The following is a 15,961-nucleotide window of genomic DNA, read 5'->3' as shown; positions in this document are numbered from 1 at the left end:
CGGCCATGACCACCACCACGACCACCACCACCGACGTGCGCCCCGCACCGCGCGACGAGTCCGCCGAGATCCTGATCATCGGCTCCGGATTCGCCGGCCTCGGCATGGGCGCCCAGCTGCGGCGTCACGGCCGCGAGGACTTCCTCATCCTGGACCGCGCCCAGCAGGTCGGCGGGACCTGGAGGGACAACACCTATCCGGGCGCCGCGTGCGACGTGCCGAGCCACCTCTACAGCTTCTCGTTCGCGCCGAACCCGCAGTGGTCGGGCTTCTACACGCCGGGCCCGGAGATCCAGGACTACCTCGTGCGCTTCTCCGAGGACGAGGGCCTCATCCCGCACCTGCGCCTCGGGGCGGACATGCTCGAAGCGCGCTGGGACCCCGAGACCGAGCGGTGGACGGTGCGGACTCCGCGCGGGGCCTACACGGGACGCTGGCTGATCACGGGCACCGGGCACCTCGCCGACCCCCGCCTGCCGGACGTCCCGGGTCTCGACGCCTTCGAGGGCGAGGTCATCCATTCCGCCCGCTGGGACCACACGGTGGACCTGAAGGGCAAGCGTGTGGCCGTCGTCGGCACCGGCGCCTCCGCGATCCAGGTCATCCCCGAGCTGGCGGCGACGGCGGCCGAGCTCGTCGTCTTCCAGCGCACCCCCGCGTGGGTCACCCCGCGCGTGGTCAAGCCGTACTCCGCGGCCGTGCGGCGCATGTTCGAGCGCGCCCCGCACACCATGCAGCGCGAGCGCGACGACATCTTCTGGTTCGCCGAGTCGAGCTACGCCCAGCGCCGCGGTGTGCCGGCCGCGCTGGACCAGGTCCGGGCGCAGGCCCTCGGGCACCTGGCCGCCGCGGTCTCGGACCCCGAGCTCCGTGAGCGGCTCACGCCGCGGTACCTGCCGGGCTGCAAGCGCGTGCTCGTCTCCAACGACTACTACCCGGCCATGGCCCGGGACGACGTCACCCTGGAGGACAGCGCGCTGGACCGCGTCGAGGGGAGCCGGCTGTTCGGCGTGAGCGGTCACGGGTACGAGGTCGACGTCGTCGTCCTCTGCACCGGCTTCGAGGCGGCCGAGCCGCCGTTCGCCGACCGCGTCCACGACGGTGAGGGCCGTTCCCTGGCCGATCACTGGAGCAGCGGCATGGCGGCGTTCGACTCCACGGCCGTGGCGGGATTCCCGAATCTGTTCGCCATCAACGGGCCGAACACCTCGCTGGGGCACAACTCGATCGTCTACATCATCGAGTCGCAGATCGCGTACATCCTGGAGGCCCTGGACCGGGCGGAGCACGAGGGAATCCGGACGATGGTCCCCGAGACACTCGCCCAGGAGGAGTACGTGGACCGTCTCCAGGAGCGGGCCGCCACCTCGGTGTGGCTCGTGGACGGCGGCTGCCACTCCTGGTACGTGGACCCCCGCTCGGGCAAGTTGACGCTGATCTGGCCCGACTACGCCTACGACTTCCGCGCCCGCAACGGCCACTTCACCGGGGAGGGCTTCCTCTCCTCGGCGAGCGGGGAGCCCGAGCCCATGCCGGTGCGCGAACCCGAGCGATCGGTCGCGCTGATCTGAGCCGGCCCGGGGCAGGGGGTCGGGTGGGGCCGTCAGTAGACTGACCCCACCCGACCGTCGTCCTTCTGGAGGAGTCCGCGCATGCGCGTCCACATCGCCACCGACCACGCCGGCATGGAGCTGTCCGCCCACCTGGTGGAGCACCTCACCGCCGCCGGCTACGAGATGGTGGACCACGGACCCACCGAGTACGACGCGCAGGACGACTACCCGGGCTTCTGCATCAACGCCGCCCGCGCCGTCGTCGCCGACCGCGAGCAGGGGCTGGACTCGCTCGGCATCGTGCTGGGCGGCTCCGGCAACGGCGAGCAGATCGCCGCCAACAAGGTGGTCGGCGTCCGCGCCGCCCTGGCCTGGAACCTGGACACCGCGCGGCTGGCCCGCGAGCACAACGATGCGAACGTCGTGGCCGTCGGCGGTCGGCAGCACTCGCTCGAGGAGGCCACCGAGCTCATCGAAGCGTTCCTGGCCGAACCGTTCTCCCAGGACGAGCGCCACGTGCGCCGCATCGGGAAGATCGCGCACTACGAGACCACCGGAGAGGTGCTGATGTGAGTGCCTGAGGGCCACTCCGTCCATCGTCTCGCGCGCCAGTTCACCGACGTCTTCGGCGGCCGCCGGATCCGCGCCACGAGTCCGCAGGGCCGCTTCGCCGAGGGTGCCGCCCTGCTCGACGGCCAGGTCCTCGAGCGCGCCCGGGCCCACGGCAAGCACTTCTTCGCCGACGTCTCCGGTGGCCACGTGCTCCACGTCCACCTGGGCATGTACGGGGCGTGGACCTTCGGCGGGGATCAGGACTTCGCGGCCGCGTCCTCGATCGGCGCCCCCCGCCGGATCGGCGAGCGGGAGGTCCACGACGACGGCGCCCCGGCCTCCGATCCCTCCCGCGACGCCGACGGCTGGGTCCAGCCCCCGCCGCCGGCCGCCACGGTCCGGCTGCGACTGCGCGCCGAGCACGGCTGGGCCGACCTGATCGGCGCGAGCCGGTGCCGCGCACTCACCCCGGCCGAGGCTGCCGACGTCGTCGCCGGTCTCGGCCCGGATCCGCTCAACGACGACGACCCCGCGCCGTTCTACGACCTCGCCCGGCGGACACGGCGGCCGATCGGCGTCGTGCTGATGGACCAGGCGGCCGTCAGCGGGATCGGCAACATCTTCCGGGCCGAGGCCCTGTTCCGCGCCGGCATCGATCCGTGGCGGCCGGCCCGGGAGGTCTCTGCACCGGACCTGGCATTCCTCTGGGCGGACAACGCCGCGCTCATGCGGGAGGGCGTGCGGCTCGGGCGGATCGTCACCACGCGGCCCGAGCATCGGCCGGGGATCCCTGCCGAAGCGGCCTGGCCCGAGCACGCGAACTACGTGTACCAGCGGCAGGGCCTGGCCTGCCTCGTGTGCGGGCGCGAGACGATCGTGGTGGAGGAGATGGCGGCCCGGAAGCTCTACCGGTGCCTCACCTGTCAGAGCTGAGGGGCCTGTGGCAGGCCCCGATCAGGCGACGGTGAGCAGCAGCGAGGCCAGGGCCGCGATGATCATCGAGTTGAACAGGAATCCGACCAGCGCGTGCTCACGGACCGCCGTGCGGGCGGCGCGGCCGGAGAACACGACGTCCTGGGCGCCCATCATGGTGGACAGCGTCAGGGACAGTGCCACGTAGTCCGAGAAGACCGGAGCCTCGGAGCCGCTGAAGCGGATCGGGGGAGCGGGGGACTCGCCCTCCGGCCGAGACCTCCTCGGATCGTGCTGGGCCGCCAGCCGGGCGTAGCGCAACGCCTGGGCCAGGACGATGCTCGCCCAGGACGCGAGGACCGTGGCCACGGCCAGCAGGCGCATGGTGGGCACGGACCGGACATCCGGCATCCACATCGAGATGACCACCACGAGCATTGCCATCACCGAGAACGTGACGGTGTTGCCCAGCGTGCTCGACGCTCCCAGCATCAGGGCCCTCCAGCCGCCCGGATGGACGGACTCCTGCGGGCCGCGGGAGCGCGTGCGCAGCAGTGAGTGCAGGGCTGTTGAGTCGCGGCGGCCGAGCCACCGGTACAGCACCACCGTGTCCAGGGCGGAGTAGATCGACCACATCAGGCACAGCGTCATCAGTCCGCTCGTCCAGGAGCCGCGTCGGGCCGCGCCGACGCCCAGCGCGTCGCCGAGAGGAGTGGCGATCAGCAGGGTGCTCAAACCGATCGCGACGGCGGCCGCCAGCATGGACAGGACGGTCATGCGCAGTGTGTCGTTCTCGACGACGCGGTGCCGCCAGGGCCTCCCACCGACCTCGGTGGACGCGTCCCGAGGCGTCTGCTCGGTGTTCTGCATGGGTCCATCCTCCAGAGGGCCGGCACAGCGGTAAAGGAACCGGCGCGGACGACGACGCACCCGAGAAAGCCATGAGCCGGGCCGTCGTGCCCACACGACGGCCCGGCTCAGGGGATCTGGAGGGGATGACGGGAATCGAACCCGCGTAGCCAGTTTGGAAGACTGGGGCTCTACCATTGAGCTACATCCCCGCGGGGCCGCGCTCGGCGCGGACCAGCGGCTGACACCGTATCACGGCGGGCCCGCGTCGGCCGTGGGGGAAGAGGCATGATGCACGGCTCCCGTCCCGCCCTCCGCAGGGCCGCGTCCGCCCTCGCCGGCCGTCGTCCCCTGTCCCTGCGCGGCGCCACCGTCCTCGTGACGGGCGGCGCGTCCGGCATCGGTCGACTGATCGCCCTGGGGGCCGCTCGCCGCGGCGCGGGCCGCGTCGTCGTCTGGGACCTCGACCTGCAGGGTGCTGAGGCCGTCGCCGCGGAGATCCGGTCTCAGGGCGCGGACGCCCGGGCCGAGCGCGTGGACGTGACGGACGCGGCCGCCGTCGAGGCCGCCGCCGCCCGCGCCGGAGAAGTGGACGTCGCCGTGAACAACGCGGGCGTCGTGACGGGCGCGCGCCTCGAGGACGCCACGGAGGAGGGCATCCGCCGCACCTTCGAGGTGAACGCACTCGCGCCGTACTGGCTGACCCGGGCGGTCCTGCCCGGAATGCGGGCCCGGGACCGCGGGGCCGTGGTCACGGTGGCCTCGGCCGCGGGGTTGGTCGGCGTCGCACGCCAGACGGACTATTCCGCCACCAAGCACGCCGCGGTCGGCTTCGCCGAGTCCCTCGCCGCGGAGCTGCGCAAGGACGGCAGCCGCGTCACCTCCCTGGCCGTCTGCCCCTTCTACATCGACACCGGGATGTTCGCTGGCGTGCGCAGCCGGGTGCCCTGGCTGCTGCCCGTGCTGGATCCGCAGCACGTGGCGCAGGAGGTGCTGGACGCCGTCGAGGCCGGCCGTACGCGCCTGCTGCTGCCGCGCGCCGTCGGCCTGATCGCGCCCCTGCGCGCCCTGCCGGCGCCCGTCTTCGACCGCGCGATGGACGTCCTCGGGGTCAACGCCACGATGGACGGCTTCACGGGCCGGCGGTCGCGGCTTTTCGCGGGGCGCGAGGCGGCGCGCTAGGATTCCACAGTCTGCCCTCGGGCAGTCCCTCGGGTGTCCGGCGAGCCTCCACCGCGTGAGCCCGCCGGCGTCGGGGACGACGGCGGGGTGTAGCTCAGCTTGGTAGAGCGCGCGCTTTGGGAGCGTGAGGCCGCAGGTTCAAATCCTGTCACCCCGACTCGACGTCAAGACCATCCACCACCACCAACAGGAGTCATCCGTGGTCAAGTCCACCGCAGAGAACCTCAGCCCGACCCGCGTCAAGCTGACCGTCGAGGTGCCGTTCGAGGAGGTGAAGCCCGCCCTGGACAAGGCGTTCAAGGACATCGCCAACCAGGTGCAGATCCCGGGCTTCCGCAAGGGCAAGATCCCGGCGCGTCTGATCGAGCAGCGCTTCGGCCGCGAGATCGTCGTGGACCAGGCCGTCAACGAGGGCCTGAACACCTGGTTCTCCGCCGCCATCGCCGAGGCCGAGGTCACCCCGATCTCCCGCCCCGAGGTCGACGTGACCGCCACCCCGGACGCGGAGAACGCCGAGGGCCCGGTGGCCTTCACCGCCGAGTTCGACGTGCGCCCGACCATCGAGCTGCCCGACTACAAGGGCCTCAAGGTGACGGTGGAGCCCGCCCAGGCCACCGAGGAGGACGAGCAGAAAGCCCTCGACGCCCTGCGCTCGCGCTTCGGCTCCCTCAAGGACGTGGACCGCCCGGCCGCCCAGGACGACTTCGTCACGATGAACCTGACCGCCACGGTCGACGGTGAGCAGGTCGACCAGGCCGAGGGCCTGTCCTACCAGGTGGGCGCCGGCACCATGCTCGAGGGCATCGACGAGGCCCTCGACGGCCTGTCCGCCGGTGAGGACGCCACCTTCGAGACCACGCTCAACGGCGGCGAGCACGACGGCGAGACCGCCGTGGTCAAGCTGGAGCTGACGGCGGTCAAGGAGCGCGAGCTCCCCGAGGCCGACGACGAGTTCGCCCAGCTGGCCTCCGAGTTCGACACCATCGCCGAGCTCAAGGAGGACCTGAAGAAGCAGGCAGCCGAGGAGGCCGTGAACCGCCAGGGCGTGGAGGCCCGCGACAAGGTCCTCGAGGAGCTGGCCAAGCTCGTCGAGGTCCCGGTGCCGGACGGCGTCATCGCCGATCAGGTCGAGCAGCACTTCTCCGCCGGCGGCCACACCGCGGGCGACGACCACGACACCGCCGAGCACCGAGCCGAGCTCGAGCAGAACACCCGCGAGGCGTTCGCCAACGAGGTCATCCTGGACGAGGTCGCCGAGGCCGAGGAGGTCACGGTCGATCAGGGCGAGCTGATCGAGTACATCATCGCCACCTCCTCCGAGTACGGCATGGACCCGAACCAGTTCGCCATGATGCTCGACCAGGGCGGTCAGATCCCGATGATCATGGGCGAGGTCCGCCGTCGCAAGGCCCTGGCCAAGGTCCTCGAGTACGCCGAGGTCACCGACACCGACGGCAAGGCCGTGGACCTGACGGCGTTCGTGACCCCGGGCGGCCAGGAGGCCCTCGACGCTGAGGCCGAGGCAGCCGAGGCCGAGGGCGCCGACGAGGCGGAGGAGAAGCCTGCCAAGAAGGCCCCGGCCAAGAAGAAGTCGACGGCCAAGAAGGCCCCGGCCGAGCAGGCCGACGACGCCGAGGCGGCCGAGCAGGCCTGATCCCGGCCGGGGTGGGGGCGCACCCCCGCCGAGCCACGACGACGGCGCCCCCGCCCACGCCGGTGGGGGCGCCGTCGTCGTCCCGGGGCCCCGGTGGGCGGCCCCGGGCGGGGTCCGCGACAACCTGCGCCAACAGCGAAACGCCGACGGCGTCCCGCGCGCTGGCCCGGACGCCCGGCTAGTGTCGGACTCGATCAGGGACCCGTCCGTCCGCGCGAGCGGCCGCCGTTCGGGAGGCCCGTGGACATCTCGACAGGAAGGCGGAAGTGATGACCGACATCACCCCCAGCATGCGTTCGGTGGACCCGGCGCAGCGCGAGGATTTCCTCTACACCCAGCTGCTGAAGTCGCGCATCGTCTGGCTGGGAGAGGACGTCCGTGACGACAACGCCAACGCGATCTGCTCCCAGTTGCTCCTGCTCTCGGCCGAGGACACGGAGAAGGACATCTACCTGTACATCAACTCCCCGGGCGGCTCCGTCACCGCGGGCATGGCGATCTACGACACCATGCAGTACATCCCCAACGACGTCGTGACGGTGGCCACCGGCCTCGCCGCGTCCATGGGCCAGTTCCTGCTCGCCTCCGGCACCAAGGGCAAGCGCTACGCCACCCCCCACGCGCGCGTGCTGATGCACCAGCCCTCCGGCGGCATCGGCGGCACCGAGTCGGACATCCGCATCCAGGCCCAGCTGATCCTGCACATGAAGCAGGTGATGGCGGAGCTGACCGCCGAGCAGACCGGCCAGTCCGTGGAGACCATCCTCGAGGACAACGCGCGTGACAAGTGGTTCACCGCACAGGAGGCCCTCGAGTACGGCTTCATCGACCACATCGCCGACCGTGCCGCGTCCGTGACCGGCGGCGGCGGCGTCCGGGGCTGAGCCCGGCCCGGACCGTCCCGACCCTCTCCAGGAGACCAAGAATGACCCAGTTCCCCGCCGGGCTCCCCACCGGGATGCCCTCCCTGCCCACGCCGGACGCGCGCTACATCCTCCCGCAGTTCGAGGAGCGCACGCCCTACGGCTTCAAGCGCCAGGACCCCTACGCCAAGCTCTTCGAGGACCGCATCGTCTTCCTCGGCGCGCAGGTGGACGACGCGTCGGCCGACGACGTGATGGCCCAGTTGCTCGTGCTCGAGGCGATGGACTCCGAGCGTGACATCACCCTGTACATCAACTCGCCGGGCGGCTCGTTCACGGCCATGACGGCGATCTACGACACCATGCAGTTCATCCGCCCCGAGGTGCAGACCGTGTGCCTGGGCCAGGCCGCCTCCGCCGCGGCCGTGCTGCTGGCCGCGGGCGCCCCCGGCAAGCGCCTGGCGCTGCCCAATGCGCGCGTGCTGATCCACCAGCCGGCGATGCAGGGCGACCGCGGCACCGCCACCGACCTGGAGATCCACGCCCAGGAGATCAACCGGATGCGCGTGTGGATGGAGGAGACGCTGGCCTCCCTCACCAACCGCACGCCCGAGGAGGTCTCGCAGGACATCGACCGGGACAAGTTCCTCTCGGCCGAGCAGGCCCTCGAGTACGGCCTCGTGGACGAGGTCCTCGCCTCCCGCAAGATCACCCGCCCGTCCGCCTGACCGACGGCGCCCGTCGAGGGGCCCGGCCGCGCGCCGCGCGGCCGGGCCCCTCGGCGCCGACCGGGGACCCGGTCCCTTAACGTGTCCGTCCGCGGTCGTATGCTGGACGGAATCTGACAGCGACGCCGCCCGCGCGGGGCGGACGTCTCCGCCCGGCCCTCGAGGAGTACCACCATGGCGCGTATCGGAGAGAGCGCTGACCTGCTGAAATGCTCGTTCTGCGGGAAGAGCCAGAAGCAGGTGCGCAAGCTCATCGCCGGCCCGGGTGTCTACATCTGCGACGAGTGCATCGAGCTGTGCAACGAGATCATCGAGGAGGAGCTCGGCGAGGCGGCGGAGGCGGACGAGACCGTCCTGCCCACCCCGCAGGAGATCTTCGACCACCTCGAGAGCTTCGTGATCGGTCAGGAGGCGGCCAAGCGTTCCCTCGCCGTCGCCGTGTACAACCACTACAAGCGCGTGCGCGGGCCGCAGGCGCGGAGCGGTGACCTGGCCGACCGCCTCACCGAGCGGGACGACCTGGCGGACGTCGAGGTCGGCAAGTCGAACATCCTCATGGTCGGCCCCACCGGCTCCGGCAAGACGTATCTCGCGCAGACCCTCGCGCGGCGGCTCAACGTCCCGTTCGCGGTCGCGGACGCCACCAGCCTCACCGAGGCCGGCTATGTGGGCGAGGACGTGGAGAACATCCTCCTCAAGCTCATCCAGGCCGCGGACTACGACGTGAAGAAGGCCGAGCAGGGCATCATCTACATCGACGAGATCGACAAGATCTCGCGGAAGTCCGAGAACCCCTCCATCACCCGGGACGTCTCCGGCGAGGGCGTGCAGCAGGCCCTGCTGAAGATCCTCGAGGGCACGGTGGCGTCGGTGCCGCCGCAGGGCGGGCGCAAGCACCCCCACCAGGAGTTCCTGCAGATCGACACGTCCAACGTGCTGTTCATCGTGGCGGGCGCGTTCGCAGGCCTGGACGAGATCATCGGTTCCCGCGCCGGACGCAAGGGCATCGGGTTCGGCGCGCCCCTGAACCACCTGGGTGCGGGGGACGTCACCTACGCGGACGTCCGGCCGGAGGACCTGCTGAAGTTCGGCCTCATCCCCGAGTTCATCGGCCGCCTGCCCGTGATCACCACCGTCGAGGACCTCACGCACGAACAGCTCGTGCGGGTGCTGACCGAACCGAAGAACGCCCTGCTCAAGCAGTACCAGAAGATGTTCCTCATGGACGGCGTGGAGCTCGAGTTCGAGCAGGACGCCCTGGACGCCGTCGTCGCCCAGGCCGAGGCCCGCGGCACCGGCGCCCGCGGCCTGCGCTCCATCATGGAGAACGTCCTCAAGCCCGTGATGTTCGAGCTGCCCTCCCGCTCGGACGTGGGCACGGTCGTCATCTCCGGGGACGTGGTGCGCGGCGAGGCCGAGCCCACGCTCATCCCGGCCGAGGTGGAACGACGTCGACGCGGCCGGAGCGCCTGACCGCCGTCGCCCAGCAGGACCGACCGGAGCCGAGACGGCTCCCTGACCGCAAGGAGCACAGCATGACCGACACCACGCAGCAGCCCGTCGTCGACTTCTACTTCGACCCCACCTGCCCCTTCGCCTGGATCACCTCCCGGTGGATCCTGGAGGTGGAGAAGGTCCGGGACATCCAGGTGAAGTTCCACCAGATGTCCCTGTACATGCTCAACGAGGGCCGTGACCTGCCCGAGGACTACCGCCGCTCCACCGACCGCGGCCTGATCCCCGGCCGCGGCACCCAGCACGTGGGCGCCGAGCACCCCGAGCGCCTGGCCGAGTGGTACACCGCCCTGGGCACCCGCATCCACAACGAGGGCCAGAAGGACTACGAGGCGGCCCTCACCGGCGCCGCCGAGGACCTCGGCCTGGACCCGGCCCCCATCCTCGCGGCCACCGAGACGGACGCCGAGGACGAGCGCCTGCGCGAGAAGCAGCGGGCCGCCGAGGAGCTCGTGGGCAACGACGTCGGCACCCCGGTGGTGTCCTTCAACGGCACCGCGTTCTTCGGCCCGGTGCTCACCCGCATCCCGCGCGGCGAGGAGGCCGGGCGCATCTTCGACGGCGCCGTGGCCCTGGCCGAGTACCCGTACTTCTACGAGATCAAGCGCGCCCGCACCACCGACCCGCAGTTCGACTGAGCCCCCGGCTCGCACGACGCCGGCCCCACACCTTCAGCGCGAAGGTGTGGGGCCGGCGTCGTCGGGGGGCGCGGGGCGGCGGAGGTCAGCGGCGCGCCACCCGGCCGGCCGCGCGGATCAGGGGGACCTGCAGGGGCAGTCGCCCGAGGGAGACCAGTTGCGCCGGCCAGGGCCGGCGTCGCCACCGCCAGGCCATCCACGCGTTGCCGGGCCACACGCCGAGGAAGAGCGCCTGCGCGGCGCGTCCGCCCGCGCGCCGGGTGCGCGGGACGGCCAGCAGACCCGCCACGGCCAGCTCGGCCACGCCGGAGCCGTGGGTCCACGCGCGGGCCGAGCCGGGCAGGAACGGCGGGATCAGCCCGTCGAAGGGTTCGGGTCGGACGAAGTGGAGCACGCCCATGGCGGCGAGGGCGGCGCACATCCGCCGGGCGGAGGCGTCGGAGGCGCGGCGGCCGGCCGGGGCGGGATCGGGTGTCGGTCTCATCCTCTCAGTGTCCACCCCTGCCGCAGTGACCGCACTGCGACATGCGGCAGGAGCGCGACCGGGATGTGCACCACGACACGGCGGGGCGAGAAGCCTGACATGGCCGGCGAGCCTTGCGTGCTGGGCGCCTGGTCCCCTACCGTCTCTGCCACAGGCCTGGATATGGCCTGCATCACGGTACGCAATGATCAGCACCAGCGGGGGGACTCCATGGGAAGCACGGGTCAGAAGAAGAAGTTCGCGGCCATGGCGGCGTCGGCCATGATGGCCCTGTCGATCGCCGGGGCCACGGCCGCCCCCGCCCAGGCGGCCGACCGTCTGGTCTCCTCGAAGCAGGTCCTGGCGTGGAGCCTCGCCTCCTGCCAGGACGGGATCCAGAAGGCACGCAAGAAGGCGGCGCGGCTCACCCCGCACCACTACGTCGTGGTCACCCGGGGGTGCTACCGCCTCCCGAAGAACTCCTATCCGGCGGCGGGCTATCCGAAGTACGCTGCGACGTACCAGATCCGGGCCACGAACATCCCGCGTTGACGGCAGACTCGCGCTCGCAGCACGGGCGCGATGACGGCCCCGTCACCTCCTCGAGGTGTCGGGGCCGTTCCGTGTCGCCAGGCGGGGGCGGGAACGTCAGGGACTCAGGGGCGGCCGCCGCCGGTGCCCAGCCCGCCTCCGCTCTGCGTCCCGGAGCCCTCGCCCTGCCAGACGAGCTGGGCTCCCGCGTGGCCGGCCTGGACCGCGACGACCACGTCCGCCACGCCGACCAGCAGGACCAGGACCGCCAGCACCAGGTGGAGGGCGGGGATCCGCTCGCCGATGCGGCGCAGCGCGGCGGGGGAGCGGTGCCAGGACAGAGCGGTCCAGACGAGGAGGAGCAGGAACAGGAGCATCGCCAGGTCACGGGTCGTCTCACCGAGCTGCGCATGCTGCCACAGCAGGGCGGAGGCCTCGCCGTCGGACGCGGCGAGCGGTTCACCGGTGGCCGCGGTCAGCACGGAGCCGACCGCCGCTGCGAGGGAGAAGGCGAGCGTCAGCGGGGCGGACCACTGGAACCAGCGGCGGGAGAGCACGGCCGGCAGGGCCATGAGCACGGTCAGCGGGATGAGGATGACGGGCAGGTGCACCATCAGCGGGTGCAGGGGGAGGCTGTTCACGGCCTGGACGCTACGAGGGGATTCTGGTGGCCGGCCAGGGAGGACCTGGGAGGGAAATAGGATTTATCCGGTGCCGAAATTCACTCAGGCAAGGGTGTCCTGAGTTCATTTCCCGCTGTGGTCCGGCGGCGCTCGTCGGCGACGGGCAGACGAAGGCCCCGCCTCCCGTGACGGGCGACGGGGCCGTCGTCGTGCCGCGTGCGCTCCCGAGACACCGTCCGGGAACGCGCGGCGGGGATCAGTCGTCCTCGACCGGTGCCAGCTGCACGTCGGAGACGGTCAGCGGCGCGGCCTCGCCGGCCTCGCCCTGCGTGAGGGACAGGTCCGCGATGTTGCCGGCCGCCTTGAGGTCCGCCAGGCCGCCGCGCAGCTTCTCGAGCCACTCGGCCGGCCCGGTCACCACGGCGGAGCGCACCTCGGTCCGCTGCTTCACCTTGGCCTCGGACTTCGCCTTGCGGACGCCGCCCAGGACCTGCGCCACGGTGGGCAGGACCTCGGCGTCGCCGGCAGAGGCGGCGAAGGACAGGGACGCCACCTCGTCCGCGGCGCCCGGCCACGCGGCGGTGTGCACGGAGCCGGCGCGCCACCAGCTCCACACCTCCTCGGTGGCGAACGGCTGGAACGGGGCCAGCAGACGCAGCAGGGCGTCCAGGGTGGTGGCCAGCGTGGTCACCACAGAGGCCTGCTCGGCCTCGCCATGGCCGCCGTAGGCACGGTCCTTCACGAGCTCCACGTAGTCGTCCGTGAAGGCCCAGAAGAACTGCTCGGTCACGTTGAGGGCACGCGCGTAGTCGTAGGCCTCGAACGCGCGGGTCGCCTGCTCCACGGTGGCCGCGAGGCGCGCCAGCAGGGAGGCGTCCAGCGGGTTGGTGACGGCCGCGGCGTCGTCGGCCGTGCGGATGACGGCGTCCTGCGTGGCGCCCAGGTTCAGCACGAACTTGGCGGCGTTGAGCAGCTTGATGGCCAGGCGGCGGCCGATCTTCATCTGCGCCACCTCGTAGGCGGTGTCCGCGCCGAGGCGGGCCGAGGCGGCCCAGTAGCGGACGGCGTCCGAGCCGAACTGGTCCAGGATGTCGGTCGGGACCACCACGTTGCCCTTGGACTTGGACATCTTCTTGCGGTCCGGGTCGAGGATCCAGCCGGAGAGCGCGGTGTCCGTCCACGGCACGGAGCCGTTGAGGGCGTGGGCACGCACCACGGTGGAGAACAGCCAGGTGCGGATGATGTCGTGGCCCTGCGGGCGCAGATCGAACGGGAAGACGTTGTTGAAGAACGCCTCGTCGCGGGACCAGCGGCCCACGATCTGCGGGGTCAGCGAGGAGGTGGCCCAGGTGTCCAGGACGTCCGGGTCGCCGGTGAAGCCGCCGGGGACGTCGCGCTGGTCCTCGGAATACCCCGGGGCGGCCTCGGCGGCCGGGTCCACGGGGAGCTGCTCGTCGGCCGGGAGGATCGGGTTCTCATAGTCGGGCTCACCCTCCGCGTCCAGCGGGTACCAGACCGGGATCGGCACTCCGAAGAAGCGCTGGCGGGAGACGAGCCAGTCGCCGTTGAGGCCCTCGACCCAGTTCTCGTAGCGGTGGCGCATGTGCTCCGGATGCCAGGAGAGCTCGCGGCCGCGCTCGATGAGCTCGGCGCGGCGGTCGGCGTCGCGGCCGCCGTTGCGGATGTACCACTGGCGGGAGGTGACGACCTCGAGCGGCTTGTCGCCCTTCTCGTAGAAGTTCACGGCGTGCATGATCTTCTTCGGCTCTCCGTCCAGCAGGCCGGCCGCGGTGAGGGCGTCCACCACCCCCTGCTTGGCGGAGAACACGGTCTTGCCGGCCACGGTGTCCGCATAGGCCTGTCGGCCGGCGTCCGTGGTGATCCACTCGGGGGTGTCGGCGGCGAACCGGCCGTCACGGCCGATCAGGGTGCGGGTCGGCAGCTGCAGCTCGCGCCACCAGGTGACGTCGTTGAGGTCGCCGAAGGTGCAGACCATGGCGATGCCGGAGCCCTTGTCCGGCTTGGCCAGCGGGTGCGGGAAGACCTCGACCTCCACGCCGTACAGCGGGGAGGTGACGGTCGTGCCGAACAGGTGCTGGTAGCGCTCGTCGTCCGGGTGGGCGACCAGGCCGGAGCAGGAGGCCAGCAGCTCGGGGCGGGTGGTCTCGATGAAGACCTGCTCGCCGTCCGCAGCGGTGAAGGCGTAGCGGTGGTAGGCGCCGGGGACCTCGCGGTCCTCGAGCTCGGCCTGGGCCACGGCGGTGCGGAAGGTCACGTCCCACATGGTGGGGGCCTCGGCCAGATAGGCGTCGCCCGAGGCGATGCCGGCCAGGAAGGCGCGCTGGGAGACGGCGCGGGAGACGTCGTCGATGGTCCGGTAGGTCATGTCCCAGTCGACGGACAGGCCGAGACGGGTGAAGAGGTCCTCGAAGACCTTCTCGTCCTCGACGGCGAGCTCCTCGCAGAGCTCGATGAAGTTCTTGCGGGAGATCACGTCCCAGTCGCGCTGGTTCTTCGCCGGCTTCTCCGGCGGGCGGTAGCCCTCCACGTACGGCTTGGCGGGGTCGCAGCGGACGCCGTAGTAGTTCTGCACGCGGCGCTCGGTGGGCAGGCCGTTGTCGTCCCAGCCCATCGGGTAGAACACGTTCTTGCCGTTCATGCGCTGGTAGCGGGCGAGCACGTCGGTCTGCGTGTAGGAGAAGACGTGGCCCACGTGCAGCGAGCCGGAGGCGGTCGGCGGGGGAGTGTCGATCGAGTAGACCTGCTCGCGGGTGGTCTGCGTGTCGAACGCGTAGGTGCGCTCGTCGGCCCAGCGGGCGGTCAGCTTCTCCTCGAGGCCCTCGAGGGCCGGCTTGTCCGGCACGGCCACGGCGCCGGCGGCGGGGGTGGACGGGGTCGATGCGTCGATGGGCGTGTCTGTGCCCTGCGTGTTCTCAGCCATGCCCGCCATCCTCCCATGACCGGGGCGGCGGGCCGGGCCTGCGACGACGCCCGGGACGTCCCGCCCTTTCAGTCGGTCGACCTGGCGGAGGTGATCCGGGCGGTGCTCCGAACGGCGCGGCTCGGCTACGGTCGGAGGCGTGAGCCACACCCATGAACCTGCGAAGAACCCCGCCCGCGCCGCCGTCGTGACGGGGGCCACGAGCGGCATCGGCCGCGCCACGGCCCTCGAGCTTGCCCGCCGCGGCTGGCGCGTGTACGCGGTCGGCCGCCGGGCCGAGCGCCTCGAGACCCTCGCTGCCGACGCCCGGGCCGAGGGCGTGAGCGGCGACGTCGTCCCCGCCGCCCTGGACGTCACGGACGAGGCCGCCGTCGCCGCGCTGGCCTCGCGCGTCGAGGCCGACGGCGGCGCCGACACCCTCGTCAACATCGCCGGCGGCGCGCTCGGCACGGACGCGGTGGGCGACGGCGACCGCGCCGACTGGGAGTGGATGTACCGCGTCAACGTGCTCGGCACCCTGACGATGTGCCAGGCGTTCCTGCCCATGCTCCGCACCCACGGCGAGGGCACCGTGCTCAACCTGACCTCGACCGCCGCCGTCACCGCCTACGAGGGCGGCGCCGGCTACAACGCCGCGAAGATGGGCCAGCACGGGCTCACCGGCGCGCTGCGCCTGGAGGAGGCCGAGCACAACGTGCGGGTGATCGAGGTGCTCCCGGGCATGGTCCACACCGAGGAGTTCTCCCGCAACCGCCTGGGCGGCGACCAGTCCGCCGCGGACGCCGTGTACGCGGGCGTGGAGAAGCCGCTCACCGCCGAGGACGTCGCCGAGGTGTGCGTCCACGCCGTCGAGCTGCCCCACCACGTGAACCTGGATCAGATCGTGATGCGGCCGGTCGCCCAGGCCGCCCAGCACAAGGTGATCCGCCGGTGAGCGGCGGGCCGTGGAACGTGCGG

The 15,961-nt window shown here is 71.7% G+C and carries 15 protein-coding genes and 2 tRNA genes; 12 read left to right on the top strand and 5 right to left on the bottom strand.

Annotated features, from left to right (window positions below; all coding sequences use genetic code 11):
• The first annotated feature begins 5 nt into the window (after positions 1-5).
• From ACUXPL_RS03775 to ACUXPL_RS03765, 3 genes are all read left to right on the top strand, one after another.
• A complete protein-coding gene (locus tag ACUXPL_RS03775; RefSeq protein WP_454182041.1) occupies positions 6-1,571 on the top strand; it encodes a flavin-containing monooxygenase in 1,566 nt (521 codons plus the stop codon).
• 81 nt (positions 1,572-1,652) lie between these two features.
• Positions 1,653-2,126, top strand: coding sequence for a ribose-5-phosphate isomerase (locus ACUXPL_RS03770; RefSeq protein ID WP_454182039.1), 474 nt, complete (start codon positions 1,653-1,655; stop codon positions 2,124-2,126).
• Positions 2,127-3,038: an Fpg/Nei family DNA glycosylase gene (locus ACUXPL_RS03765; RefSeq protein WP_454182037.1), complete on the top strand. Its 912-nt coding sequence runs from the start codon at positions 2,127-2,129 to the stop codon at positions 3,036-3,038. It abuts the gene before it with no gap.
• A gap of 21 nt (positions 3,039-3,059) precedes the next feature.
• Here ACUXPL_RS03765 and ACUXPL_RS03760 read toward each other — a convergent pair whose 3' ends face one another.
• Together ACUXPL_RS03760 and ACUXPL_RS03755 are read right to left on the bottom strand one after the other, a co-directional pair.
• Positions 3,060-3,887, bottom strand: a complete 828-nt coding sequence (locus tag ACUXPL_RS03760) for a DUF1345 domain-containing protein (protein WP_454182035.1) — start codon at positions 3,885-3,887, stop codon at positions 3,060-3,062.
• Positions 3,888-4,004: 117 nt separating this feature from the next.
• Positions 4,005-4,078 (bottom strand) — tRNA-Gly (locus ACUXPL_RS03755).
• Positions 4,079-4,154: 76 nt separating this feature from the next.
• On the opposite strand from ACUXPL_RS03755, the gene ACUXPL_RS03750 reads away from it, so the two are divergent.
• From ACUXPL_RS03750 to ACUXPL_RS03720, 7 genes are all read left to right on the top strand, one after another.
• Positions 4,155-5,048, top strand: coding sequence for an SDR family oxidoreductase (locus ACUXPL_RS03750; protein ID WP_454182033.1), 894 nt, complete (start codon positions 4,155-4,157; stop codon positions 5,046-5,048).
• Positions 5,049-5,131: 83 nt separating this feature from the next.
• Positions 5,132-5,205, top strand: a tRNA-Pro gene (locus ACUXPL_RS03745).
• A gap of 42 nt (positions 5,206-5,247) precedes the next feature.
• Entirely contained in the window at positions 5,248-6,702 is a 1,455-nt protein-coding gene (gene tig, locus ACUXPL_RS03740) for a trigger factor (RefSeq protein WP_180537403.1), read from the top strand.
• 269 nt (positions 6,703-6,971) lie between these two features.
• Complete coding sequence (locus ACUXPL_RS03735) at positions 6,972-7,586, top strand: ClpP family protease (RefSeq protein WP_152743804.1); 615 nt, start codon at positions 6,972-6,974, stop codon at positions 7,584-7,586.
• 41 nt (positions 7,587-7,627) lie between these two features.
• Positions 7,628-8,293: an ATP-dependent Clp protease proteolytic subunit gene (locus ACUXPL_RS03730; protein ID WP_002855988.1), complete on the top strand. Its 666-nt coding sequence runs from the start codon at positions 7,628-7,630 to the stop codon at positions 8,291-8,293.
• A gap of 174 nt (positions 8,294-8,467) precedes the next feature.
• On the top strand, positions 8,468-9,766 hold the full coding sequence (gene clpX, locus ACUXPL_RS03725; RefSeq protein WP_060775624.1) for an ATP-dependent Clp protease ATP-binding subunit ClpX: 1,299 nt from the start codon (positions 8,468-8,470) through the stop codon (positions 9,764-9,766).
• A gap of 62 nt (positions 9,767-9,828) precedes the next feature.
• Positions 9,829-10,446, top strand: coding sequence for a mycothiol-dependent nitroreductase Rv2466c family protein (locus ACUXPL_RS03720; RefSeq protein ID WP_180537404.1), 618 nt, complete (start codon positions 9,829-9,831; stop codon positions 10,444-10,446).
• A gap of 85 nt (positions 10,447-10,531) precedes the next feature.
• Here the strand turns inward: ACUXPL_RS03720 and ACUXPL_RS03715 are convergent, their stop codons facing one another.
• A complete protein-coding gene (locus tag ACUXPL_RS03715; RefSeq protein WP_454182420.1) occupies positions 10,532-10,867 on the bottom strand; it encodes a DoxX family protein in 336 nt (111 codons plus the stop codon).
• A 273-nt stretch (positions 10,868-11,140) separates the two neighbouring features.
• Between ACUXPL_RS03715 and ACUXPL_RS03710 the strand changes: the two genes are divergently transcribed.
• Positions 11,141-11,461, top strand: a complete 321-nt coding sequence (locus ACUXPL_RS03710; RefSeq protein WP_180537405.1) for a hypothetical protein — start codon at positions 11,141-11,143, stop codon at positions 11,459-11,461.
• A gap of 104 nt (positions 11,462-11,565) precedes the next feature.
• On the opposite strand, the gene ACUXPL_RS03705 is transcribed toward ACUXPL_RS03710, so the two are convergent.
• The gene (locus tag ACUXPL_RS03705) at positions 11,566-12,081 is read right to left on the bottom strand and encodes a DUF2231 domain-containing protein (RefSeq protein WP_180537406.1); all 516 of its coding nucleotides are present in this window, start codon (positions 12,079-12,081) and stop codon (positions 11,566-11,568) included.
• 238 nt (positions 12,082-12,319) lie between these two features.
• Positions 12,320-15,004 carry a valine--tRNA ligase gene (gene valS, locus ACUXPL_RS03700; protein WP_454182029.1) on the bottom strand — a complete coding sequence of 895 codons (2,685 nt, stop codon included), beginning with the start codon at positions 15,002-15,004 and terminating at the stop codon, positions 12,320-12,322.
• A 139-nt stretch (positions 15,005-15,143) separates the two neighbouring features.
• Between valS and ACUXPL_RS03695 the strand changes: the two genes are divergently transcribed.
• Positions 15,144-15,938, top strand: a complete 795-nt coding sequence (locus ACUXPL_RS03695) for an SDR family oxidoreductase (protein WP_180537408.1) — start codon at positions 15,144-15,146, stop codon at positions 15,936-15,938.
• The last annotated feature ends 23 nt before the right edge of the window (positions 15,939-15,961 follow it).

The sequence above is a fragment of the Micrococcus sp. 140720015-1 genome, from assembly GCF_053627595.1.
The sequence above is the reverse complement of the archived record's forward strand: the minus strand, read 5'-3'. Positions and strand labels throughout refer to the sequence as shown.